The organism is Thermosinus carboxydivorans Nor1, from assembly GCF_000169155.1.
Classification (GTDB): Bacteria; Bacillota; Negativicutes; order Sporomusales; family Thermosinaceae; genus Thermosinus; species Thermosinus carboxydivorans.
Window position 1 is genome coordinate 1 of the sequence record NZ_AAWL01000026.1, and the last position, 23,479, is coordinate 23,479.

The following is a 23,479-nucleotide window of genomic DNA, read 5'->3' on the forward strand; positions in this document are numbered from 1 at the left end:
ACTCCTCATCGTGGCACACGGGAATGGGAAAACTTTATGCGGACCGAACATCGGTAGAACGAGCATTTTCCCGATTGAAGGAGCAGCTTGGAGCANACACGGTTCGTGTACAGGGAATTAAAAAGGTTACAGCACATCTAATGCTTTGCTGCATTGCTTTACTGGCAGGAACAATAGCGGTTAATCGCCAGATACATCAGCAAAAAGCAGCCTAATTATTGTTTTTCATCTTACTTTTTACAGAATTAGCCCACCATAGGGATAGGTCTACCCTTTTTTAGGATGATATTGGAGCATTTTTGTTAAAAATTGGCTAATTACACTAATAGCTCTTGAATTTGACATCAAAATTGCTTAAAGACATCTCTTTGTGGATAACTTGCGATTGAATTATGCAAAACTCTCAAATTAAATTTAGGAAGCGAACCGCTCCCCACCGGCAAAATGCCGCCTGCGCTAGGCACAGGCGGCATTTTGTTACAGCAGCCGTTCCTCTACCACCCGCCAGTCGATGTTACGGAAAAAGGCATTGATATAGGCGGCGCGGTCAATGCCGTAATCCGGCATATAGGCGTGTTCCCACACGTCCATCACCAGCAGCGGATTGCATCCTGCCGGGTGCCCCTTATCGTGTTCATTAATCCAAAAGTTTATCAGCCGGCCGTTCGTCACGTCCTGATACAGGATAGCCCAGCCGATGCCGCGGATGGCGCCGGTCGCCCGGAAGTCTTTTTCCCAGGCCTGCACACTGCCGAAGTTTTGTATCATTGCTGCGGCAACCCGGCTGCGCCGGCTGAGGCGGCCATTGCCGCCCAGATTTTCAAAATAGTACTCGTGGAGCCGCATGCCGTCAAACTCCCAACCCAAATGCCGCTTGAGCTCATTGTACTCCGGCGTATTCAAATTGCCCGCGCGCAACATTTGCTCTAAGATTTCCAGCAGTTTATTGGTGTTGGTCACATAACCCTGGTACAGCGTGAAATGTCTCCTGAGGAGTTCGGGGCTAAACCCTTCCATCCCAATAAGGCGGGAATAATCTTTGGCCTTATATTCCACAGTATTCCTCCTCCACTTATTCATAGCGCGGCCATTAAAACCCCCATTCTACTTTATGCAACAACCAGCGTCAATGCCTCACTGTCTTGCGGTATTATTCCCGGTCTACTTCCGCTTCACGTAAAGGTCTGTCACGTTTTGTTCTAATATTAAAAGGCGCTGCGGCATCAACCCAGCGCCTTAAACTTAAATTAGCATTTAAGCAATCCATATCTTATACTGTTCTTTACCCGTTAACCGCCTTTTTGACCGACTGCTCCCCTCGACCGGATGCTCCTAAAAACTCATCCAGCTTGGTTTGGAAGGCCGACACCCCGACCCGTCTGACAAAGGCGGCAAATGTTTCGCCTTCACCCTTGTTTACCTGGAAAAAATTCAGCAGCTGCTCAATGGCCTTCGCCGCCTCGCCGGCGGGAATACGCCCCTCCAGTTTCGTCGCAAAAGCCGCACCCGGTCCTAAGGCGCCACCAAGCCAAAGTTCAAACGCTTCAATGGCTTTGCCGTCAATATTAAGCAGTGTGCCTTGGAGACCAATATCGGCAATCTGATGATGGCCGCACGCGTTAGGGCAGCCGGACAGGTGCAAGCGTACCGGCGTATCAAGTTTGACATGTTTATCAAGGTATTCCACGATGGAAGTTAGCCGCCGTTTCGTTTCCACAGTCGCCAGATTGCAAAAAGTATTACCAGTGCATGTTACAGCATAGCCCGCAAACGACTGGGGAAAAGGAGTAAAGCGTTTTAACAGGTCCTCATCCAGCAAAGCGGCTACTTTATTGTCCGCAATATTGGCTAAAATTACATTTTGGGTGTTGGTAGTCCGCAGCGAACCGTCACCGTACCGTACCGCCAGCTCAGCCAGCTCCTCCATATCAGCCGCCGTAAGCAGCCCGCCGGGGACGGCCAGGCCGACATAATGCAAACCGGTTTGTTTCTGCGGGTGAACACCGTAATAATAGCCCCCGTTCCACCCCCGCGTCAAGTCTTTCCCTCTGGTGGGTAGCGGGCCGGTAAGTTTCAGCAGTTCAGACCGGAACCTGGCCTCACCCCAGTCGGCGACCAGAAACTTCAGACGGGCGTGGAAACGCTGCTCACGATAACCAAAATCGCGGAAAATGGTCGCTACCGCCGCCGCTACTTTAACTACCTCTTCCGGGCGAACAAAAATGTCCAGCTTGACCGCCATATGCGGTTTAGCCGCTAAGCCGCCGCCCACCATGACGTGAAAACCGATAAGTTGCTCACCGTCAATTTCTTTGACGGCTGGCGTAAAGGCAACATCGTTGATTTCGGCATGGCCGGGGTTGTCGACGCTGCCGGAAATCGAAATTTTGAATTTGCGGGGCAGGTTAGAAAACTCAGGATTTCCCTGGAAAAACCGCGTTACCTTTTCAACCAACGGCCGCGCGTCTATCACTTCGTCCGGGTCGATGCCGGCCAGCGGATTCCCGACCACTGTGCGCGGGCAGTCGCCGCAGGCTTCCACTGAACTAAGACCGGCCGCCGTCAGCCGCGTAAAGATATCCGGCAAATTTTCCACCCTGATCCAATGAAACTGTACCGCTTGGCGCGTGGTCAACTGCAGCTCGCTCCGTCCGTAGTCGCGGGCAATTGCGGCCAACGTCCGCGCCTGGCCGGCATTCATGATGCCACCCGGTATTTTTACCCGCATCATAAAATACCCGTCGGTCCGTGGCTTTTGCACATAAACGCCGGCCCATTTCAAAAGTTCGATGTCCTCCGCCCGGATACCAGCAAAACCCGCGGTCGCGAAGCGCTCAATGTCATCTAGAATAGTAAGCCCATCTTTTTGGAGCTTAATTAACTCCATTTTATTTAATTTAGACAAATCCTTAGTCCATGGACGTTTCAATTGACTATCCTCCTCGAATATATAGTACACTCTCGGAAAACCAAGATGCTTTTATGTTCAAGGCTTTTGCGCCTTGGACTTTTTTTGTTTTTTCCTCCATAGTTCTCGTTGTCGAAATTAGAGCTTATGTTCTCTTGACTTTTTCAATTTCGCCCCACAATCGCGACGGAGGCATTTTCCGCCTATCTTCGCTTATTGTAGTAATCTTTGTGTTAAAATCTTTTTGTCATGCTCTGATTTAAAACAATATTGCCATCTGCTTGACTAGAGCTACGTTCATCTCCATGAAAAGTCCTTTATTCACCTCTTTCACTGTTTTTTGCCTCCATTTCATACCTGCTTTTTCGAAAGCTTACTAAGGAGTAAAAAAACAAAGCTGAAGTAAAGTCCCAATGGGACTCTACTTCAGCCTTCAGTCTTGCTGATCAGCTCAGAGTTATTTACTTGGTTTCAGTTTAACACAAGTAGCTATTGGTGTCAACGTGCTCTGTTCAGCCATGACCGCAAAGAAAGTATCAAGCAGATCGCGCGGGTATGATATTGCGGGTACGGAGCTCTCCCGGTACGGCTCATCGCCGCACTTTGGCTGATGCGGCGCAGCGCCTCACCCAGTTTTTTGGCGCCGTAGACGAATGGCATCTGAAAAGCATGCTTATATGGAACTTATTGTCGGCTAAGGCCAACACCTCGCATTGCAAGCCATATCACTCACCACTGTTCTTACATATCCCCAGCCTTCAATCTTATGATTGTCCTGAAATCAAATGCCGTCGCCGTCCACATTTTCCAGTCTCGGCAGGCGCCTCTTCTCGGTTCTATCGATCTGGGTCACTTTCCCGTCTTTTATTTGAATGACCACTTGCCCATACTGAAGACCGCTGAGGGCTTTGAGAATTTCCGCCCTGACAGCCCCACTCTTAAAATCGCTGACCCCTTTTGTTTTCGCGTCCATCTCGCTTCCCCTTTCCCATCATACCAGCTTTATTTTCTCGTTTATTTCGATCTGGATGACTCTCCCGTCCTGAACGATAATCGTAATTGAACCGTATCCTACTGTGCGGATTGCCGCCTCAATCTTTTCCCAGACCCGGGGCGGCAGATTGTCGGGTGTATTCATGCTACTGCCAACCGCCATAGCCATTTCCTCCCTAAGTATAATTTAATATTAGACACGCCCATATAATACTGTTCACGTTTTCTCCAAGTTTTGAAATAATAATTGCGATATAGGTCGCATTGAATAGAGTGTACCCCCGAATGGTGAAGGTTTATATATATAATTATTTTTTATGTCCATATAATTAACAATATATAACTAATAATACTATTGTTGATGTCAATTGTCGAGAAGGGCGCCCAAACAAAATAATCCAGTCCGGCCGTAGTTTGGCCAGACTGGATTATTTTTCAGCGTCAATCAGCGGCTTGCGCGCCCGACCGGCACGATCTGCCCGGTACTGAAGACATAGAGATATATTTCTTTAACTGGCTGCCGTAAAATAGTCTCCATCGCGGCGGCATAGAGCTTAAGCTGTACGTCGTACCGCTCAACCAGTTCAAACCCGTCCTTTACCTGGTCGGTCTTGTAGTCAATCAGGATCAAGCCGTCAGCCTCGGCAAAAAGGCAGTCGACGACGCCCTGGATAAAGACCGTTTCGTCCGTACCGGCCAGGGCCGGATCGATGCTGGCCGCCGGCAGTACCTGGCAAAAGGCCAGTTCACGTCTGCGCCACGCGGCGTTTAGCAGGCGCTGCCCCAGCGGGCTGGTGAAAAAGGCGGCAATAGCCTCCACATCGACCGCCGCGGCCTGTTCGGGCAGGAGAATTTCCGCCGCCACCAGGCGCTCCAACTCGCGGCGCACGCCGGAAGCGCTCATGTCGCCGGCCAGGTTGAGGTGTTGCATGACGGTGTGCATGGCCGTGCCCACTTCGGCCGCAGTTAGTTTGCCCGCCGTCTGAATAAAGCGCGGCCGCGCCGCCAGCCGCGGCGGATACCACTGCTCGCCGTCCTGGTCCGCCAGCGCGAACCGGCGCTTGATTTCACTGACCGTGAGTTTCGCCGGCTGACCCACGGCCGCGGCATAAGGATACCGCCAGTCCAGCCGCGCTGCCACCCAAGCGCTGTCGCCACCGGGCAGGGGTTTTAATTCTTTAAGGCAAACAGCCAGTGGATTATCGGCGGGCTGGGCCGGCGCGACCGGATTTATGCTATCGGCCGCATGGGTAATGACCTGCCAGGCCGCATTAAGTGCAGCCAATTTTGCGGTCGGCGTTTCGTCACAACCAGCCAGCGCACGCAAGGGGGCGCCGCCAGGATGGCGGACGATGGCCGGCCCCAGCCAGTCGAGATAGTTCTTGGCATCAGTGATCAGCGCGTCCGGCAGCGCCTGGGCCTGCCAACCCACCATGGCGCACCAGTCACTGCACCGGTCGGCTAATTTTTTCACCGATCCCACCAAAATAAGTTTTTCCCGCGCCCGCGTCAGGGCCACGTACAAGATACGCAGCTCTTCCGCCTTGGCCTCCAGCGTCAGCTTGTGCTCAATCCCCCAACGTGCCAGCGTCGGGTAGCTATCCCGAAGGTCGGGGCGGATAACCTTGGGCCCTAACCCTAGTTCTTTATGGCACAGCACTAGTTCCTGCGTATCCCGCAAATTTAGCTGCTTGCCAAGGTCGGCCAACACGACCACGGGAAACTCAAGGCCCTTGCTTTTGTGAATGCTCATGACCCGGACCACATCTTCGCCTTCGCCTAACGCCCGTGCCACCGCCATATCCGAACCGCGGTCGCGCAGCCGCTCAAGAAAGCGCAAGAAGCGGAATAGTCCCCGGAAGTTGGTCGCTTCGAACTGGCGGGCCCGGTCGTAGAGGACGCGCAGGTTGGCCTGGCGCAGAGCCCCGCCGGGCATACCGCCGATATAGTCATAATACCCTGTTTCGCGGTAAATGCTCCAGATAAGCTCGGCGACGCCCCGCCGCCGCGCCAGACTCCGCCACCGGTCGAGCCGTTCAAGAAAAACGCCAATCTTTTGCCGGAGCGGCTCAGCTATATCAGCCCCGGCAGCGGCCGTCAGCGCCGTCCACAAGTCGCCGTCCTTGCACAGGCGGATGGCGGCTAGGTCACCAGCGGTTAGGCCCACGAGCGGCGACCGTAGCACGCCAGCCAGGTGAATGTCCTGGCGAGGGTTGTCAATGACCGCCAGCAAGGACAGCATGACCTGCACTTCTGTTTCCTCAAAATATCCGCCATCAACATCGGCGTAGGCCGGGATACCGGCTTGCCGCAGCACGTCAAGCAGCACACCCGCCTTGCCCTGCACCGTCCGCAGCAGGATGACTATGTCGCGCCAGGCCAGCGGCCGGTAAGCCTTGTCGTGCTTGTCGTAAACGACATGGCCGGCTTCTTTCAGCGCTAGCAGCCGCCGGGCAATAAGCCATGCCTCCCGCTCAAACGCGGTTAGTTCCTGGGCGGTAACCAGCTCACTGCTATTTGCCGGCTCATCGCCGCCCGCGTCCGCATCTTGCTGCTCCGCCTCGTCCTCGACTACGTCAGCTGCCGGCGCCGCGGCTACCGCCTCGGCCTGGTTAATAAGATGCACTTCCACCGGCCCGGCCAAAGTCAGCTGGTCGCACGGCGGATAATCTGGCCCGGGATTGAGGGCTTCGGCCGCGCCGTAGCCCATCTCGGCCGCCCGCGGCGTCATAAGCTGGCTGAACAGGAAATTAACGGCTGCTAAAATGCCAGGACGGCTGCGGAAATTCTGCGCCAGGTCGATGCGCCGCTCGCTGCCGCCCGCTGCCGCCGGATAGCGGTTGTATTTTTCCAGGAACAGGCCCGGTTCGGCCAGGCGGAACCGGTAGATGCTCTGTTTGACATCGCCGACCATGAAGCGGTTGGGCCGGTCAGGCCGCGACACCAGCTCTAAAATGGTTTCCTGAACGGCATTGGTATCCTGGTATTCGTCCACCAGCACTTCTTCATACTTCTCGCGCAGAGCCAGTGCCACCGCCGACGGCTGTATATTATCAGGGGTCGCGTTGTCGGCCAGCAATATCTGCAGGCAGTAATGCTCAAGGTCACTGAAGTCGACCAGCCCCTTGGCTTTCTTGGCCTCTTGAAAGCGCTGGCCGAATGCGAGCACAAGGTCAATAAGTGTTTCAACAAGCGGCAGCTGGGCGCGCATGTCGGCGATAAGCTCCTGTTCTGGCCGTCCGAAATAGCGCTCGGCTATCTCTTTCACCTTGGACTTAATGGTATTCCGCCGCTCCTGAAAGCGCTTACAGACGGCGGCATCCACGCCCTTGGCTGCGGGGAGAGTACCGAACTTCAGGCCATTCAGCGCCGCCCCCAGTTCGCGCCAAGAATGCCGGGCGGCGGCGATTGCCCAGTCGAGCTGGCCCCGGTCATCCTCTAACGTTTTGACATAAGCGGCGGGATTGCCGGGGCGTACCGCCTCCGCCGCCAGGCGGGCGAACTTGTGCTGGAGCCGCTCAAGTTCGAGGGCAATGCGGTCGGCGAGTAGCGCTTCCCAGGGCGCGCCGATGCCGGCCGCCCCGTCCAGGCGGAAAGCATCGGCCAGACGGCGCAGCCAATGCTCCGGCCAGGGCTGGCTGCGAGCAAATTCGTATAAGCGCAAGATTAGTCCGGCCAGTGAGCTGTCGTCCCGTTCATCGCCATAGTGGTCGACCAGGGTAAGAAACGCCTCGTCTCCCTGTTCATACCGCTCGGCCAACAGCGCTTCCAGCGTGTCGCTGCGAAGCAGCGTCGTTTCGCCCTCGCCGGCAATGCGAAACTGGGGATCCAGGTCCAGCCGGTAGAAATACTGCCGTACTACCGACTGGCAGAACGAGTGAATGGTGGAAATGGACGCCTGATTTAAGAGTAAGAGCTGCCGCTCAAGATAGCGGGTCCGTTCCCCTTTGGCCAATTCCGCCGTCAGGGCCTGGGCAATACGCTCGCGCATCTCTGCCGCCGCCGCGTTGGTAAAAGTCACGACCAGCAGGGCGTCGACATTGACCGGCGCCGTTTTATCCAAAATGCGGTCGATAATGCGCTGTACCAGCACCGATGTCTTGCCCGAACCGGCGGCGGCCGCCACCAGCAGGTTTTGCCCTCGCGCCTCAATGGCCGCCCGTTGCTCCGGTGACCAATTGCTCATGCCTCTTCTCCTTTCTCCGCTGCCAGCCGGGCCCAAATCTCCTCATCGGCCAAGTCCGGCAGCTGCACAAAGTCGTTGTCGGCCAGCAGCCGGTCAAATTGGCAGACCGGGCGGTAGCGGCAATTTCCGCATGGCGTCCGGCCTTTGAGCGAGTACGGCCGGATGGCCACCTCCCCGGCCAGGATCGCCTCGGCCGTAGCGGTCAGCTGCGCCTGCACATGCCGAAGGAGCAGCGCGAACTGTTCCTCCGTTTTGACATAAGCTTGCGTGCTTTTCCGGAAAGTGCCATCCTTGTTGATGCACACTTTGAGAAATTCGGCATACCCAACCAGGCCAGGCTCCCACAGCCGCACCGTTTCTACGTCATCCAGCAGCCAGCCGGGCATTTTAAGCTGCTTATTGATTGCCTTTTCCACTTCTTCCGGCGGCAGGCACTGACTGGCCGAAACCTTGGGATTTTTGATATAGCAATAAAGCACCGCTGCCGGGGCGTATTCGCCCTCGCCGCACAAAACGGCGGCGTGCTGCAAGGCTACCAGCAAATAAGTCAACAGCTGCAGTCGCAGGCCGTAGTAAACATCCGGCAGGCGCAGCCAGGCGCCGCCGGCCTTATAGTCAATTACGGCCAGCAGCCGCCGGCCCTGGTGCTCGGCCATATCCAGGCGGTCAATCTGGCCGACCAGTTCCAGCACGGTTCCGTCGCGCAGGGTAAGAACCAGCGCCGGCAAAGCGGCGCCGTCCCGGCCGAAAGCCTGCTCCAGTGCTACCGGCTTGAACCGGCTGCGGCGGTCGAGCCGCACCAGCCGGGTGACGGTGCGCTGCAGCGTCCGCTGCAGGCGCCGGGTGATACTGCGGTACTGGGCCGAACTGAGCAAAATTTCGTTTTGTAGTTTGGGGGCCAGTTCCTGGACAATGGCCTCACAGAGCGGCCCGATTTCCTCATCCTGCACATCGCCCCACCGCTGCCAGCGGCGCTGGTTATCGGCGGTCAGCTCCTTTTCAATCCGCAGGCCGAACTGACGGAGAGCGGCGTGGAAGAACTGGCCGAAATCGGGGGCTTTAAGCTGCGCCACCGCCCGTTCCTTGAGCGCCAGGCCGTAGCGGGCAAAATGCTGGAACGGACAGGCCTGAAAGCCCTCGAAACGGGTAACACTGCCCCGCAGTTTACCCTGTCGGCGATATAACCGCTGGGCCAGCTCCGGCGGAAGCGCCTGTTCCTGGTTGCGGTGAAAAAGGCCGGCCACGGCGCGCCGCAAATCGGCGGCAAGGTCAGGCCGCGCCACGGCCCAGTTGTAGAGGTCGCGCCACAGCGTTCCTACCGGCTGACCGGCAAGGGCGGGGCGCAGCCCAGCCGCAAGCGCCGCCAAGCTACGACGGGGATGAACAATATATTCGTCTTCTGCCCCAGGAGGCGGCTCGACCGGCAGCGGTTTTAGCGCTTCGATGCCGCTTAGTTCTTTCAGGCGGCGGATGATAAGCGATGGCGCCAGCGCCTTGCCTTCGGCATCGGCCAAAGGAAAACTCACCCACAGCCGGTCGCTCGCCCGGGTTAGGGCGGTATAGACAACAAATTGTTCGGCAAACACGTCCGCCTCCCGGGTCGGTCCCAGTTCCAGCCCAAGACTAGCCAGTTCGGCCCGTTCCCGGTCGCTGAGCAGGCCCTCCTCGCGGCCTCGCTCTGGCAGAACGCCGTCATTGACGCCCGGCAGATAAACAACTTTGGCTGCCAACCGCGCCCGCGTCAGCGGGGTGACCGTCACATGGTCAAGGCCGGGCGGAATGATGTTAAAAGTCAACCCTTCGAGCCCCTCGTTGACAACGGCAGCATAGTCTGTCAGCGACATCGGCTGTTCACCGCAGGTGTCGACGATCTGGTCAAGCAGGTCAACAATACTGTGCCATATCTGGCGGTGTTCGCGCTCCTGCTCCGGGTCGCGGGCGGTACTCGCCGCCGCTGCCCATTTTTCCAGCGTCGCCGGCACATCCAGGTCGGCCAACAGGCCGTAGAGCGCAGCCGTCATCTCCCGCACCGTCTCCGCCTGCGTCAGCGCCTGTTCAAAACGGATCAGCGGCTTCGCCGCCCGGCAGCGGATAGCATTGATGCGGTCAAGGTAGGCCTGCTGGCGCTCGTCCGGTTCGGCATCCTCATCCAGCGACAAGCGCCGCACGAACGTCCACGGCTCGTCCTTCGTCCAGCGGCTGCCGCGGATGCCGAATTCCAGCACATAGTTTTCCAATAGATCAATTTCGTCGCGCGACAACGGAAACAGGTCGGTCTTCAGGCAGCGAAAAACCGGCTCATAGGCCCACCGCTCGGTCACAACCTCCAGGGCGGAGCGGATCAGCTCAGCCAGCGGGTGATGAACGGCCGGACGCTGGCGGTCGCTGAAAAAAGGAATATCGTAGTCGGCCAGCACGGTTTCAACCAGGTCGATATAACCGTCCATATCGCGCAGCAACACCGCCATATCCCGCCAGCGATAGCCTTCGTCCCGGCAGAGACGGATCATGTCGCGAGCGATGCCTTCCACTTCCGTCCGGCGGTTGGCCGCCTCAGCAATGGTCAGGCCCTGCTTATCCCCCCTCCAGGCCGGCGGCCTCGCGTCGTTGGCATAGCGTTCCACATAGGCGAGGATGGGTGCCTGGAACCGTCGGACAGCCGTCAGCACCTCTTCCCGGCAGCTTACGCCCAGGCGGGCCGCCCGCGCGCGCAACGACTGCCGCGTCTTCCAGGAGCGGTGAAAGAGCGCTGTTTCGTCCGCATGGTGCGGCGCATCAGGCTCATCCAGGCATAAGGTAACGGTAACGTCTTTAGCGGCGGACAAAAGCGCTTCGAGCACCCCGTATTCCTGGGGCGTAAACCATTCAAAGCCATCGACCCACACTTCGGCGCCCCGGGTGAGCGTAGCAGCGGGAATTTTGGCCGCCAGCAGGCGCAGGCAGTCCTCGGGGTCGGTGTACCGGCCCTGCAGGAAATCCTCAAATGCCTTGTACAGCAGCGCCAGGTCATGCAGCTTGGCCGCCAGCGGCGTAGCGCCAAGCCGCTCGCTGGCAGCGGCAACCTTGTCCGGGGCGATGCCATAAGTCTTAAACTCCCAAATCAGGCTGGCCAGGGTGTCGGCAAAGGTGCGCTGGGCAGCGGCCTGTCCTAAGAGCTTTAATTCGTCGCGGCGCTCGGTCAGCAGGCGGCGCAGGACAAGGCGCTTGCCTAAGTCGGTCAGGTGGGGCGCCGCCCCGCCGCCCGTCTCGGCCAGCACCCGGTAGGCCAGGCGGCGAAAACCCATGACATGGGCCCGGACAAAGCCGCTCAGGCCAGGGGTGGCGGCCAGTTCCCGCTCAGCCTGAAAGGTGGCCTGTTCGGGCACGATCAATAGCAGCGGCGGGCCGTCAGGAGCTTGCCGCAGCCGCTCGCGGATGGCGTCAAGACAGCGGCTGGTCTTGCCCGTACCCGCCCTGCCAAGGATAAGGTTCAAAGCCAAAAAAGCCGCCTCCTTTCGCTTTCATGCCTATATGTATTGGCCACCCGGCCCGCTTTTCCCTTTTGCTAAAGGTAACCGGAAGTTGGTAATCGGAAAGTGGTGGGTAATTACGAACAACAAAAAAAGAACCACGGCGGACACGGAAACAAAATAAACCGCGATGGACGCAAAGAACGCAAAGGGCTACGCTTGCGCGACATTCATCGCGCAAAATCATAATTCAACTTCGCGTCCTTGGCGTATTTAGCGGTTAAATATCGCGCTCTCCGTGTCCTCAGCGGTTCAAAAAGAAAATTTCAAACAGCGACAGGCAAATTTCAATAGTAATGAGAATAATCACCGCCCATTCCAGCAGCGTGCCGCGCCGGGCGTGAGACAGCCCGGAAAAAACTTCGGTGATGTCCATCAGGGTCTGCGTTTTGTGGCGAATTATTTCATACCGGTCGTCGAGTTCAAAGATGGTGCTAAGCTCGGCATACAAGGCGTCCGCCTCCTCGCTGGCCCAGGCAATATCCGGCTTGTCCAGCAGCATGATATAAGAGATGGTGTTATACTTGAACCCCAAAATCCGGGCCGATAATTGGGCCAACTGCCGGTCCGACACGGTTAGCCGCCCCTCTTCCAGGTAAGTAATAATGTCTTCGACTTCATCCAGCAGCACGCCAATCTGTGCTTCAATCCGGTCGAGGGCCACCGATTTGGCCAGCACCGTGACCACAATCTCCTCCTGGTAGCCCTGCGCCTGGTCGGTCACCATATAATCGTTGTTGAGGGCCGGCGGCTGGCCGGCATCGGCTGCCAACATATAGTCGTCGGTGAACTCAAAGATATTGGCGGTATACAAACTGGGCTCAATGCGGTAAAGATAACTGACAATGTCGGTGATTTCATGGGGCTGGCAGTTAATAAACACCAAACTGCCAAAGGAGAACAAATAAACCGCCTTGTTCTCCGGCTGCCGGATAATGCCCTGGAGCGTGGTTTCCCGCAGGACCAGCGAGTCTTCCCATTTAAATTTTCGGTTGATCCCAAAATGCCGGGCAATTTTTCCTAAATCAATCTCACTTGCCAGAACAACTGCTTTAAAATCAGTCTGCCCCATTACTCATTCCCCGCCCCATCTTATCCAGTCACATCTCCAAATATTCCATCTTCTACGCCCCATGCCCCACTACCCACCTCTCATACCCCCGCTCATACCTCATACCTCATACCTCATACCTCATACTTCATACTTCATACCTTATACTTCATATTTATTATTTCATTCATACACCCTTGTCCGGCCATCATCTTTCGGCGTATAATTTGTCATATATTACATAAAAGGAGAATAGGTTATGACCGGATACAGCACAGGAGTTCTTGCTGCCTTTATTCTTTACCTTATCGGCATGATGCTGATCGGCGTGATCTACTACCGTAAAACGCACAGCATGTCGGAATACATTCTCGGCGGCCGCCAGCTTGGCGCCTGGGTCACTTCCATGAGCGCCGAAGCGTCGGACATGAGCGGCTGGATGCTCATGGGCCTGCCCGGCTTTGCCTACTCCTCCGGCCTCCAGGCCGGCTGGATCGCCTTAGGCCTGATTTTGGGCACCTGGGCCAACTGGGTGTTTGTGGCCAAGCGGCTGCGCAAGTACACCCAGATTGCCAACGACTCCCTCACCCTTCCCGACTATTTCCAAAACCGGTTCCGCGATACCTCACAAACCCTGCGCATCGTTTCCGCCATTTTTATCCTGATATTTTTCCTTATTTACACTTCGTCCGGGTTTGTGGCCGGCGGCAAGCTGTTTCACACTGTTTTCGGCATCCCGTACGCCTGGGCAATGGTCGTCGGCGCCTTCGTCATCGTCTTCTATACTTTCCTGGGCGGCTTCATGGCCGTATGCTGGACCGACTTTGTCCAGGGCGTTATGATGTTTTTCGCCATCCTGGTTGTACCGATCGCCGCCATGATGCTGATCGGCGGCCCGGCCGCCACCTACAACACCCTTCACACTTTAAACAGCGAGCTTTTTAACCCCTTTACCAACCCGGACGGCAAACCCCTGTCCATAGTGGCCATTGTTTCCCTCCTGGCCTGGGGCCTCGGTTATTTCGGCCAGCCGCACATCCTGGTGCGATTCATGGCCATCCGTTCTTCCGCCGAAATCAAACATGCCACCCGCATCGCCATGACTTGGGTGGTCTTATCACTGGCCGCTGCCGTCCTTGTCGGCATGGTCGGCCGGGTGTACCTCAAGCAGCCGCTGACCGGTGCCGATGTGGAAACGGTGTTTCTGGTTATGGCCAATGACCTGTTCAGCTCCTTCTTTGCCGGCGTGGTTCTGTCCGCCGTGCTGGCCGCCATAATGAGCACCGCTTCCTCCCAACTCCTGGTTACCGCTTCGGCGTTTTCGCAGGACTTTTATAAAGCCCTCATCCGGCCCACGGCCAGCGAGCACGAGCTGGTATGGATCAGCCGCCTAACCGTCGTCGCCGTTACCGCCCTCGGCGTCCTGCTCGGCCTTGACCCGAACAACTTTATCCTCGACCTAGTCGCCTACGCCTGGGCTGGCTTCGGCGCCGCCTTCGGCCCGATGATCCTTATGTCCCTCTTCTGGAAGCGCATGACCCGTAACGGCGCCCTGGCCGGCATCATCGTCGGCGGTCTGACGGTGCTGATCTGGAAGCAGTTTGCCTGGCTGGGCCTGTATGAAATCGTCCCCGGCTTTGCCTTCTCCCTGCTGGCCATCTACATTGTAAGCCTTCTGGATGACCCGCCGGCGCAGGAAATTATGGACGAATTTGAAAAAGTAAACAACAGCGACATCTAAGCGCCCTGCTACTCACGCTCGCTTCTGCTCCGAGCGCCAAAAAGGGCCGTCCAATCATGGACGGCTCTTTTCGCGCCCATTAGACGACATTGGTAATAATCAAATGCTTAGCATGGCGATTGTTGCGGCGCCGGACGTTGTACGCGTACTGTTTATCAAAAGCAAGAATGGTCAGGTTGGGGCGGCCGGCATAGAGCGTGTGGATATAATCGGTATTTTTTATAATCAGAATAAACGGCGCAGCTAAACCATAAAGCCGTTCGGCCAGCCGGCGCTGGTCAGCGCGCGTGAACGTCCGGCCCTCGTAGTCGGCAAAGTCGCTGTCATACGGTGGGTCGAAAAAGACAAAGTCGCGATCCGTCGGGCGCGCCGCATCGAGAAAATCGGCAAAATCAAGGTTATAGAGCTCCGCTGCAGCCAGACAACGCACCGTCGCCGGCGCTAGCAGCCGGTCAATCTTCTTCCCGAAATCTTTGCCGTTATAGGCCATCCCGCCATAAGGGATATTGAACTCGCCGGCGCGATTATAGCGAAACATGGCACCATAGCAGTATTCGCGAATAAAGTAAAAAATTGCCGCCCGCTCCTCAGGCGAGAGTGGCCGCGGCAGCGGCCGGCCGAGGGCGGCATCGTTATAGAGGCCGCGAAAATGCAGGTAAAAACCGCTGCGCAGCCCTGTTTCCAGGTTGGCGTACAATTCACCGTCGCTGAGCGGCCGCCCTAACGCCGCCTCCAGCTTAAGCAGCCGCCGCAGCTTATCAATAAGACTGGCGCGAAGCACCGCGGCAAAACGCGTGTGATCCACAAAAAGCCCGCTGTCAAACAATTCCCGAAAAAGTCGGCGCCGCACCGCCAGCACCGCTTCTATCCGGTAAGGTAAAACAGCAGGACTGAGCGCACCCGTGCGGCACTGGAGATACACCGCAGCCGCATCCGGCCAAAGCATAGCTGTAAATTCCGCCATCCTGCCCCAATAGAGCGCAAAGGTCCGCAGACAAACCGCAAAGCGCTCACTGCGATCCCGGACAAAGCGGTAAAATTGCATCAAGTCAGCCGAAATATCATTGACAAGCGCTCGCTGCGGCTCCAGCCGGAAATAAATGGCGCCGCCGCCGAAAAACGGCTCGATGTACCGATCAAACGGCGGGATTAGTCGTTCGATGTAACGAAATTCCCGCGCCTTACCACCCGGCCATTTGATAAGTGGCTGCATCGTCGTCGCTCATCCTTTTCCTCCTGCGCGCGGCCGGCCTCAACCTTCCGCCTTTTTTTTATTTATTCGACAGACGTAAGGTTAGGTTCCTGCCAAAGTTCGGAAAAGATGCCTCAGCGTACCACCACATACACATACAGGCCCAGGCAAACCATTGTCAGAACAAAGATCCCCCAGGCGCCCGCGCGGTTGCCGCCCCTTTTCAGCCAGTGGGCATAAGTCAGGGCATGCAGTCCCCCCACCACGACAGCCAATCCGTACAGATAGTCCATATGCCGCCACCTCCGCGCCGTTATTTTACTGGCGAAGTCCGCCACATCAGGCCTTGACGGCGAATTTTCGTTTCCACCTGCAGACGAAAGGTTGCCTGCTGATACGCTGCCAGCCAGTCAAAGTTCTCCCATTCCTGCCAAGTGGCGAAATGCCGGCAGGCCCGGTAGCCAAAACCGGCGACGTCGGCGCCAAGGCCCTGTAGCTTGCGCAGCGTCCGCTCCATCTCGCGCTCTACGAGCTGGGAAATCTGCGCTTCAATAAGGCTACGGTATTGTGGCTGCTCATAATTGATACCGCTGGGGATGCTTGTAATTTCCCCTTCCAGAAAGACGAAGATGTCGATGACCGGCCGGCCATCCACAAAGTTGACGACAATTTTCGTCGGCTCGCCCAGGCGCATGTTAGCATGGATGAGTTTTCGGGGCTCCAGGGGATCATCAAATACCAGAAAGCCGCGACGAAATTTGTTGGTAAGTATCGCCACCATGCGCGTCTCTTTGTTCGTCAGTTTGCCCACCATCCGGTCGCGGACAAACACCGCCGTACCCAGCGCCTCAGCCGCCATCTCCGTCGAACTCACACGCGGCGTGTTGCCCACATACTCATCGGCCCGCTCTGGCGGCCGCGCCCGCTGCACCACCCCCCCTACTTCTGCCGGCGCCCCGGCCAGGACGGCAATAGGGGCAATATTGCCGGTCTTATAGCGTATATAGAAATCATGCAGATGGGTGCGCAAATAATAGGATGTTTCCTGCCCTGCTAACAGCATGCTTTCATAGAAGCGCGACGTAAGAAGTTCCAGCTTGGGTTTGTTTTTTTGCATAAAATGCTGGGCCGTGTCCTCATTGGCGACCATAATAAACATGGAGCCGCGAAACTCGCGAAAGCGCATGAGCGGACCAATCACGTCCGCCACCCCGCCGCGAGCCAGTTCCTCGCCAAAGATAAACACCTTAGTATGCGATAGGATGGGGACGCGAGAAACCGCTGAGTTCAGGAGGTTACGCCCCTCGGCCAGCGACGGCGCCTCTAAGGTAACGAGTACGTCGGTCTGATCGCTCTTGCCGCCCCCCGCCTGCGAACCGCTAGCCAATGAGCGGGGGACGGCAATCTGGTAAGTAATGCGGATTTTTCCCGGCTCTTCACCCTTATCGAGGCCAATGGCCAGCACATAGGCAATTTCGTCTGTTTCGCGCGCGCCGACGCAGCCGGTAGCAGTAACCGTAAAGACCATGAGAGTGATAAGGAGAACTAGCCGACACATCCTTTCACCTCCTTCCGGCGCCCTTGCCACCAGCTGGCGGCGAACAAAAGGCCCGGCACGACATAAACGGCTGCTGCGGCATAGGTCTGGACGAATAAGATATCGAGGTTTATGGTATCAGTAATGTCTCCCGGGATCATGGCGAGAAAAGCGATCACCAGCGTCGCTACCGGAATGAGCGGCCGCAAAGCCGGCAAACCGAGCAGGCGCACCAAGAGGTACAATCCAATAAACAGATTGGCCGCGATGGCCAGCATGCCATACATCACCCATAACAAAATAAACAAGGCTTCGATGCGCTGTACATAGCGGCTGAGGTACACCAGACGGGCCATTTCGTAAAAAGGCAACACCTTTTCCCGCCCGGTCGTGTACCCAAGTACCAGCGTAAAGCTAAAAGTACTTAGCGCCTTAAGCGCAGCAGAGCCCCCCAGGCCGTATAAAGCAGCGGCCTTTACCGTCCGCAGGTTCTGTAGTGGTTTAGCCAAAATGATTAGCACCAGTACCCCAGTGTTATACCCCGCATCCATTAGGGCCTTCGGCACAACTACCCCCAGCCCGCTCCCCTGCCAGGGCAGGAGGTGATAAATGTTATAAAACGGAAACAGAAGAGTGAGCACGCCCAAAAGCGGAATGATCCCAAACGGTAGCAGAAGGTAAGTAGTGCGGGCAAACCCCTCAACGCCAATGTATGCCAGTATCCCGGCTACCAGAGCATAGATGCCGATGGCGATGCGAAACTCTAAGAACGGCAGGGCCGTAAGCAAAGTATTTTCGGCGAACTGGCGGAGTAGCAGCACGGCGTCAAGGAAAAAGTAGCCGGCGTAAAACAAGCCGACCAACAGCCCTCCCACCCGTCCGAGAAGATGATAAGCAGCACCGACCAAATCGCTGCCGGGAATGCGGCTAAGGACAAAGATCAGCAAACAAAAACCGACAAAAGCGCCGAGGCCGCTCGCAAGCGGCATCAGCCAGGCCAGGCCAGCGGCAATATCGATCTGGTTGGCCGGCGCGGTAAGAAAGATGCGCGGAATGGTAAGAACGAACGCCAAGGCCAGTCCTTCAGCGATGCCCATGCGCCCTGGTTCGTAGGTCATGACTCGTCCCCCTTCCCGGGTGGTTTTCCCATTGTCCAGCGGCGGCTGATGCGGTGCTGACGGCGGCTGTCCTGAGGGTTTAAAGCATCCGGGCGCCGCTCCTGCCGGAAGACGCTGCCCCGGATGACTACATCCAGGTTGGGCGCCACCTTGGGGGCGACTGGCGCCATGTAGGGCATACCAAAGGATTTCATGGAGCAAAGGATTGTTGTCGTAATTAACAGGCCGATCGCTAAGCCTACCAGACCGAAGGTCGCAGCGAGGATAAGGTAGATAAACCGGATAGTACGCAAGGCGAATGACAGACGGTAGTCGGGAATGGCGAAGGAAGCCAAGCCGGTAAGGGCAATGATGACCACCATAATAGGACTGACAATATTAGCCGCTACCGCCGCCTGGCCAATGATAATGGCCCCGACAATACCAATGGTTGGTCCCAGCATGCCAGGAATGCGCAGTCCCGCTTCCCGGATGAGTTCAAAGGAAAACTCCATGAGCACAATTTCAAATATTGCCGGCGACGGCACAGCCTCGCGGGCGCCGGCGATGGCGAGGGCCAGCTCAGTGGGGAGCGCCTCCTGGTGAAAATAGTTGATGGCAATATATAAAGACGGCAGCGTCACCGACAGCAGCGCAGCCAGCAGGCGCAGACCGCGCATAAAACTGCCGGCCGGAAATTTGAGACTAAAGTCCTCATTGGAATGAAAAAAAGTGAAGAAACTGACCGGGAGAATATGAACAAAGGGTACGCCGTTCAGCAACAAGGCAATCCGCCCTTCGGCCAGGTGGACCGCCACCCGGTCAGGCCGCTCGGTAGACAGCATCTGTGGAAACAGGACATTTGGATGGTCCTCAATGAACTGCTCCAAGACACCAATATCACCGATATAGTCGGTTACGATGCGTTCCAGACGGCGTTTGAGCTCAGCCACTACATTGGGATTAGCCACCGGCTTAAGGTACATGATGGCGCACTTTAAGGGAGCACGGTCGCCAACAGTCATGATTTCTGTTACCAGTTCGCTGGTAGGGAAAATGGTGCGGATAAGGCTGGTGTTGGTGCGCAAGTTTTCCGTAAACGCTGCCTGTGAGCCCCGCACCGTCTGTTCGATGCGCGGCGTGCTGACACTACGGCTGGCATAGCCTTTACTGCCAAGAAGCAGGGCCTGGTTGGCGCCGTCGAGAAACAGCACGGTGTCACCGTCATTGATGCCTTCGGCAATTTGGGCAAACTCGGTCAGCGCCTTGATTTCAGTGTTGGGTAAATGCTCGTTCAGCGCCCGGATGATATTTTCGGCGTCGCAAGCGTTGAGGGCAGCAGTATCGGGCAATAGCAGCAGGGGCTGGAGGATTGAGAGGGTGATAACCTTTTTGTCCACCATGCCGTCGAGGAAAGCCAACATGGCCTTGATAGGTTTATGCGCCGGTATTTCAAACTTGCGGAGAATAAGGTCTTTGTTCTCCGGCAGGCTATACAGCGCGCGCAGGATTTTCTCGTTCTCGGCCAGACTGGTGCTTACGGTGCGCCCCAGTGGCGGCGAGCTACTGTCATAGGCGAGACGGATGGGCGTCAGCTCCTGCCGGCGCTTCTCGAGAAGTTCCAAGTCCTGGGCCAGGTCGACAAGACGCTGCTCGCCTTCCGCGCGGCCTAGGGAGGCGTGGGCTTTCTCCATGACGCGGCGTAAATCGCGGGCATAATCCAGCAAAGTGGTAAGCTGTTCGGCGGCATCGGCCAGCGGCGCTTTGCCATCTACGGCAGGCGCCTGTTCATGGGGTTCGCTCTCGTCAAGCACGAATGGTTTTTGCTGCTTAGGCGGCTGATAAACAATAATATTGCGGAGCACGCGATAAGCTTTCGTGAAAACATTTTCCATCAGCAAACGTCACCCCCATAAACATCGTCATGGATATTGTTTCCTCCCCTGCCAAAAATATAACCGGCGAGCCACCCTTATGCGGCCCGCCGGCTCTTGCGCCTACTGCTTCTTAAGGTATACCAGGAACAATGTCCGCGGTAAATCGCCTTCCTCGAACGTCGTAACCTCTTTTATCTCAAATCCTTGCGCCAAATGCTTTATTTTGGCTTCATCAAAAAAGTGGACGATAAAGCCGTCAATTTCATACATATTTTCACCATGATGGATGCCCTGGCCAAAGTGAACATCAGCCGTGTTGCGCACCGTATAGAGATTAATGCCGCCAGGCCTTAACACCCGGCGAACCTCATCAGACAGCAATGTTAATTCCCAGTAGTAAAAGCCATGCAGTACAGCATATGCGAATAGCAGGCATCAAAGGTTTCGGCGCCAAACGGCAACGGCTGCCTTACATCATGGCAAACCGCCGCAATATTAGGCGTTAAGCCCAACATTCTGGCTTTTTCCCGGATGGTTTGCACGCCAATACCGGTATATTCCAGGGCCGTGACATGAAAACCGCATTGGGCGAAAAAAATCGTGTCCCGCCCCTGCCCCGCTCCTAACTCCAAAATTTTCGTTTTCCGCTCTTTTTTTAACAGTTCCGCCGCTTGCTTGGCGGCAAAACTCGGTTCGTTGCCGAAAAGTTCACCATCCTCGGCGAAAACTTTTTCCCAGTGTAGATGTTGGTTATCACGGACCATTTTGTCTGATTTAACCATGGCCACCCCTCCCAGCGCCTGTTATCCGCTCACTCAATTTTTATTTGTTAATTCGCAACCGCAGTAGCAGGCACCTGCTATAGCACAATATAAAATAAGTTAACTGTAAAAATATTTGTATAGGTGGTAGCAATTTATCAAGCAGCGCACCGTTCTCTCGCTAATACCGCCGCTCTTAGCCGATCATGTACGGCGTGAGGCGGAGAACTTCCTGCAATTCTCGAATTAATACAAAGCGAAATGCTGCAGAGCGCAGCCCGGACATAGTTCACTGCGATCATGGCTGCTCAACGCAGCCCCGTGGGGATTATTATGTTGATGGTGGAGCCGCCTCGCCACGAAATAAACAACTTTTTTGCCTTTACGTGAAGCCTAATCGAAACTATTTTAGAAAGCCAGCAGAAATCAACATTTACATAGCGATGACTGACACTGAACCATCTATATGAAACACTAGGAGTTAAGGACTATGGATTTTGGAATTGACCCCGTTAAAAAAGAAGCGTTAGTAGAATCGGGACGCCGATGTACCCAAAATATTTCGCTTGGTATGATAACACTGCAAACCCGGCATATAATCGCCCGTGAGACAGATGGGCGCAATCGTACCGGCAGCGCTTGGGCAAATCATGGCTACTATGGTATACCGTCTAGCAAACCAATACCTTGTACCCAGGTAAAACAGAAAATCCAGACTGAGAAAAAGGACTTATGAGTCTGCACAGAGAAACATTCCATCACTATGATATAGGGGAGTTGAGAGCATGATCAAACGGGCGAGCGAATTAGTTACCGAGGTTGCTACTAACCGGTTCGGCGGCAAGGGTGAAGTAATTGGGACCAAACTATTGGACATGGAACAATTGCAAGGGAAAGGCCGGTTATTCTCCCATAGCATTCTCAAGCCGGGCTGCTCTATCGGTTACCATCAGCACAATGGCGACGCTGAGACCTACTACATCCTTAAAGGCGAAGGCATTGTCAACGATAACGGCACGCTGGTTAAGGTCCATGCCGGAGACGTGGTCTTTACCGCCGACGGCGAGTCCCACTCCATTGAAAATACCGGTACGGAAGACCTGGAATATATCGCTTTAATCCTCTACTCCAAATGAAATTGTAACAGCCTTTACGCATTATGGGCGTAAAGCCTGGTTGTTTAGCAATAAATCCCTTGACAGAAATACATTTTTGGCGTATATTTATCTCAACTGTCAAAAGTTGTATACCGTGTACTCTTATCAAGAGCGGTGGAGGGACTGGCCCTGTGAAGCCGCGGCAACCGGCAGCAATGCGTCTGGTGCCAAATCCAGCAGAATCTTCGGATTCTGGAAGATGAGAGGAAAGGTATGGCTGCCATAATATGGCGTCTCTTTCCTCTCAGAAAGAGACGCTTTTATTTTACCTTTTTCAATAAAAGGGAGGCTTTGTTATGGCAGCACCAAAAAGAAGCTATGAAGAAATCAACGAACGCATCCGCAAGGGGCAGGCGGTAGTACTCACCGCCGAGGAGGTCAGCCAACTGGCCAAAGAAGAAGGAATAAGCGCCGTCGCCCGTAAGGTAGACGTAGTCACCACTGGCACCTTCGGTCCCATGTGCTCTTCCGGGGCCTTTCTCAACTTCGGCCACAGCGACCCGCCCATCAAAATGAAACGGGTGTGGCTCAACGACGTGCCCGCCTACGCGGGCATCGCCGCCGTGGACGCCTACATCGGCGCCACGGAAATATCCGAAACAAATGAGCAATACGGTGGCGCCCATGTCATCGAGGATCTTGTCGCCGGCAAGCGCGTTCACCTTAGAGCCACCGCTCCGGGTACCGACTGCTATCCCCGCAAGAGCATCGATACCTGGATCACCAAGGACGACATTAATGAGTGCTTCCTTTTCAATCCCCGCAATGCCTACCAGAACTACGCCGCCGCCACCAACACCTCCAATCGCATCCTCTATACCTACATGGGCATGCTGCTGCCCCGCTGCGGTAACGTTACCTACTCCACCTCCGGCGAGCTCAGTCCACTCCTCAACGACCCCCACCTGCGTACTATCGGCGTGGGTACGCGCATCTTTCTGGGCGGTACCGTAGGCTACGTCGCCTGGAACGGCACCCAGCACAACCCCTCACGCCCCCGCAACGAACATGGCATCCCTGTCGGTGGCGCCGCCACCCTTGCCCTTGTGGGCGATCTTAAGGCGATGAACCCGGAATTTCTCCGGGCTGCCGTCTACGAACGCTATGGCATCAGCCTGTTTGTGGGCGTGGGTATCCCGATCCCCATCCTTGATGAAGACATCGCACGCTGCGTGTCTGTCACGAACGCCGACATCGAAACCTGCCTCTTTGACTATAGCGTCCCCTCCCGCAACCGCCCCGTCCTGGGACGCTACAGTTACGCAGAACTCCAGTCGGGCAGCATCTCCTTAAACGGCCGCCGCGTGCGCACCGCTCCGCTGTCCAGCCTGGCCAAAGCCCGGCAGATCGCCGCTCTCCTCAAGGAGTGGATCCGCACCGGCCGCTTCGAACTGACCCACCCGGTAGCGCCTTTGCCGCAGGAAGCCACCCCGCGCCCCCTGGACATCCGAAAGGAGGATGAATAATAAT

General features: G+C 55.9%; 18 protein-coding genes, 2 pseudogenes and 1 riboswitch. Of the genes and pseudogenes, 5 read left to right on the plus strand and 15 right to left on the minus strand.

The window, feature by feature from the left end:
- Nucleotides 1–215 (plus strand): annotated as a pseudogene (locus TCARDRAFT_RS15075) (transposase); the annotation flags it as partial.
- A gap of 262 nt (nucleotides 216–477) precedes the next feature.
- Here TCARDRAFT_RS15075 and TCARDRAFT_RS12595 read toward each other — a convergent pair.
- The 8 genes and pseudogenes from TCARDRAFT_RS12595 to TCARDRAFT_RS12620 form a co-directional block, all read right to left on the minus strand.
- Entirely contained in the window at nucleotides 478–1,056 is a 579-nt protein-coding gene (locus tag TCARDRAFT_RS12595) for a superoxide dismutase (protein WP_007290357.1), read from the minus strand.
- A 226-nt stretch (nucleotides 1,057–1,282) separates the two neighbouring features.
- Nucleotides 1,283–2,929, minus strand: a complete 1,647-nt coding sequence (locus tag TCARDRAFT_RS12600; RefSeq protein WP_007290358.1) for a nitrite/sulfite reductase — start codon at nucleotides 2,927–2,929, stop codon at nucleotides 1,283–1,285.
- A 477-nt stretch (nucleotides 2,930–3,406) separates the two neighbouring features.
- Nucleotides 3,407–3,571, minus strand: a pseudogene (locus tag TCARDRAFT_RS16430) (hypothetical protein); the annotation flags it as partial.
- A gap of 118 nt (nucleotides 3,572–3,689) precedes the next feature.
- A complete protein-coding gene (locus TCARDRAFT_RS15360; RefSeq protein ID WP_050769641.1) occupies nucleotides 3,690–3,881 on the minus strand; it encodes a YezD family protein in 192 nt (63 codons plus the stop codon).
- Between the two features lie 18 nt (nucleotides 3,882–3,899).
- Complete coding sequence (locus TCARDRAFT_RS15365; protein WP_198003942.1) at nucleotides 3,900–4,064, minus strand: YezD family protein; 165 nt, start codon at nucleotides 4,062–4,064, stop codon at nucleotides 3,900–3,902.
- A gap of 282 nt (nucleotides 4,065–4,346) precedes the next feature.
- Nucleotides 4,347–8,087 carry a helicase-exonuclease AddAB subunit AddA gene (gene addA / locus TCARDRAFT_RS12610; protein WP_007290360.1) on the minus strand — a complete coding sequence of 1,247 codons (3,741 nt, stop codon included), beginning with the start codon at nucleotides 8,085–8,087 and terminating at the stop codon, nucleotides 4,347–4,349.
- Nucleotides 8,084–11,566, minus strand: coding sequence for a helicase-exonuclease AddAB subunit AddB (gene addB, locus TCARDRAFT_RS12615; RefSeq protein WP_007290361.1), 3,483 nt, complete (start codon nucleotides 11,564–11,566; stop codon nucleotides 8,084–8,086). Before addB ends, addA begins: the two co-directional genes overlap by 4 nt.
- Before the next feature lie 274 nt (nucleotides 11,567–11,840).
- Entirely contained in the window at nucleotides 11,841–12,668 is an 828-nt protein-coding gene (locus tag TCARDRAFT_RS12620; RefSeq protein ID WP_007290362.1) for an RMD1 family protein, read from the minus strand.
- Between the two features lie 238 nt (nucleotides 12,669–12,906).
- Between TCARDRAFT_RS12620 and putP the strand changes: the two genes are divergently transcribed.
- On the plus strand, nucleotides 12,907–14,388 hold the full coding sequence (gene putP, locus TCARDRAFT_RS12625) for a sodium/proline symporter PutP (protein WP_007290363.1): 1,482 nt from the start codon (nucleotides 12,907–12,909) through the stop codon (nucleotides 14,386–14,388).
- 79 nt (nucleotides 14,389–14,467) lie between these two features.
- Here the strand turns inward: putP and TCARDRAFT_RS12630 are convergent, their stop codons facing one another.
- From TCARDRAFT_RS12630 to TCARDRAFT_RS15860, 7 genes are all read right to left on the minus strand, one after another.
- Nucleotides 14,468–15,601: a DNA adenine methylase gene (locus tag TCARDRAFT_RS12630; protein WP_007290364.1), complete on the minus strand. Its 1,134-nt coding sequence runs from the start codon at nucleotides 15,599–15,601 to the stop codon at nucleotides 14,468–14,470.
- Nucleotides 15,602–15,714: 113 nt separating this feature from the next.
- Nucleotides 15,715–15,873, minus strand: a complete 159-nt coding sequence (locus TCARDRAFT_RS15600) for a hypothetical protein (RefSeq protein WP_156784707.1) — start codon at nucleotides 15,871–15,873, stop codon at nucleotides 15,715–15,717.
- Nucleotides 15,874–15,893: 20 nt separating this feature from the next.
- A complete protein-coding gene (locus TCARDRAFT_RS12635; RefSeq protein ID WP_007290365.1) occupies nucleotides 15,894–17,138 on the minus strand; it encodes a Ger(x)C family spore germination protein in 1,245 nt (414 codons plus the stop codon).
- The gene (locus TCARDRAFT_RS12640) at nucleotides 17,126–18,235 is read right to left on the minus strand and encodes a GerAB/ArcD/ProY family transporter (protein ID WP_007290366.1); all 1,110 of its coding nucleotides are present in this window, start codon (nucleotides 18,233–18,235) and stop codon (nucleotides 17,126–17,128) included. Before TCARDRAFT_RS12640 ends, TCARDRAFT_RS12635 begins: the two co-directional genes overlap by 13 nt.
- Nucleotides 18,232–20,109 (minus strand): spore germination protein, encoded by a 1,878-nt coding sequence (locus TCARDRAFT_RS12645; protein WP_007290367.1) that lies wholly within the window; start codon nucleotides 20,107–20,109, stop codon nucleotides 18,232–18,234. The genes TCARDRAFT_RS12640 and TCARDRAFT_RS12645 overlap by 4 nt, the downstream gene beginning before the upstream one ends.
- A 102-nt stretch (nucleotides 20,110–20,211) precedes the next feature.
- Nucleotides 20,212–20,448 (minus strand): hypothetical protein, encoded by a 237-nt coding sequence (locus TCARDRAFT_RS15855; RefSeq protein ID WP_198003943.1) that lies wholly within the window; start codon nucleotides 20,446–20,448, stop codon nucleotides 20,212–20,214.
- 26 nt (nucleotides 20,449–20,474) lie between these two features.
- Nucleotides 20,475–20,873 (minus strand): class I SAM-dependent methyltransferase, encoded by a 399-nt coding sequence (locus tag TCARDRAFT_RS15860; protein ID WP_007290368.1) that lies wholly within the window; start codon nucleotides 20,871–20,873, stop codon nucleotides 20,475–20,477.
- Nucleotides 20,874–21,342: 469 nt separating this feature from the next.
- Here TCARDRAFT_RS15860 and TCARDRAFT_RS12655 point away from each other — a divergent pair, with 469 nt between their 5' ends.
- The 3 genes from TCARDRAFT_RS12655 to TCARDRAFT_RS12665 all read left to right on the plus strand — a co-directional run bounded on the left by TCARDRAFT_RS12655 (nucleotide 21,343) and on the right by TCARDRAFT_RS12665 (nucleotide 23,475).
- On the plus strand, nucleotides 21,343–21,588 hold the full coding sequence (locus TCARDRAFT_RS12655; protein WP_007290382.1) for a hypothetical protein: 246 nt from the start codon (nucleotides 21,343–21,345) through the stop codon (nucleotides 21,586–21,588).
- Nucleotides 21,589–21,637: 49 nt separating this feature from the next.
- A complete protein-coding gene (locus TCARDRAFT_RS12660; RefSeq protein WP_007290369.1) occupies nucleotides 21,638–21,988 on the plus strand; it encodes a cupin domain-containing protein in 351 nt (116 codons plus the stop codon).
- Between the two features lie 120 nt (nucleotides 21,989–22,108).
- Nucleotides 22,109–22,215: riboswitch (SAM riboswitch) on the plus strand.
- Between the two features lie 90 nt (nucleotides 22,216–22,305).
- The gene (locus TCARDRAFT_RS12665; RefSeq protein WP_007290370.1) at nucleotides 22,306–23,475 is read left to right on the plus strand and encodes a homocysteine biosynthesis protein; all 1,170 of its coding nucleotides are present in this window, start codon (nucleotides 22,306–22,308) and stop codon (nucleotides 23,473–23,475) included.
- Nucleotides 23,476–23,479 lie beyond the last annotated feature (4 nt).

Excerpts from the sequence above, each read along its gene's own strand:
- TCARDRAFT_RS15600 (WP_156784707.1), bottom strand. The coding sequence starts at position 15,873 with ATGGACTATCTGTACGGATTGGCTGTCGTGGTGGGGGGACTGCATGCC.
- TCARDRAFT_RS15365 (WP_198003942.1), bottom strand. The coding sequence starts at position 4,064 with ATGGCGGTTGGCAGTAGCATGAATACACCCGACAATCTGCCGCCCCGG.
- TCARDRAFT_RS12620 (WP_007290362.1), bottom strand. The coding sequence starts at position 12,668 with ATGGGGCAGACTGATTTTAAAGCAGTTGTTCTGGCAAGTGAGATTGAT.
- TCARDRAFT_RS12665 (WP_007290370.1), top strand. The coding sequence starts at position 22,306 with ATGGCAGCACCAAAAAGAAGCTATGAAGAAATCAACGAACGCATCCGC.
- TCARDRAFT_RS12655 (WP_007290382.1), top strand. The coding sequence starts at position 21,343 with ATGGATTTTGGAATTGACCCCGTTAAAAAAGAAGCGTTAGTAGAATCG.
- TCARDRAFT_RS15360 (WP_050769641.1), bottom strand. The coding sequence starts at position 3,881 with ATGGACGCGAAAACAAAAGGGGTCAGCGATTTTAAGAGTGGGGCTGTC.
- TCARDRAFT_RS12635 (WP_007290365.1), bottom strand. The coding sequence starts at position 17,138 with ATGTGTCGGCTAGTTCTCCTTATCACTCTCATGGTCTTTACGGTTACT.
- TCARDRAFT_RS12640 (WP_007290366.1), bottom strand. The coding sequence starts at position 18,235 with ATGACCTACGAACCAGGGCGCATGGGCATCGCTGAAGGACTGGCCTTG.
- TCARDRAFT_RS15860 (WP_007290368.1), bottom strand. The coding sequence starts at position 20,873 with ATGGTTAAATCAGACAAAATGGTCCGTGATAACCAACATCTACACTGG.
- TCARDRAFT_RS12630 (WP_007290364.1), bottom strand. The coding sequence starts at position 15,601 with ATGCAGCCACTTATCAAATGGCCGGGTGGTAAGGCGCGGGAATTTCGT.
- putP (WP_007290363.1), top strand. The coding sequence starts at position 12,907 with ATGACCGGATACAGCACAGGAGTTCTTGCTGCCTTTATTCTTTACCTT.
- TCARDRAFT_RS12645 (WP_007290367.1), bottom strand. The coding sequence starts at position 20,109 with ATGGAAAATGTTTTCACGAAAGCTTATCGCGTGCTCCGCAATATTATT.
- addA (WP_007290360.1), bottom strand. The coding sequence starts at position 8,087 with ATGAGCAATTGGTCACCGGAGCAACGGGCGGCCATTGAGGCGCGAGGG.
- TCARDRAFT_RS12660 (WP_007290369.1), top strand. The coding sequence starts at position 21,638 with ATGATCAAACGGGCGAGCGAATTAGTTACCGAGGTTGCTACTAACCGG.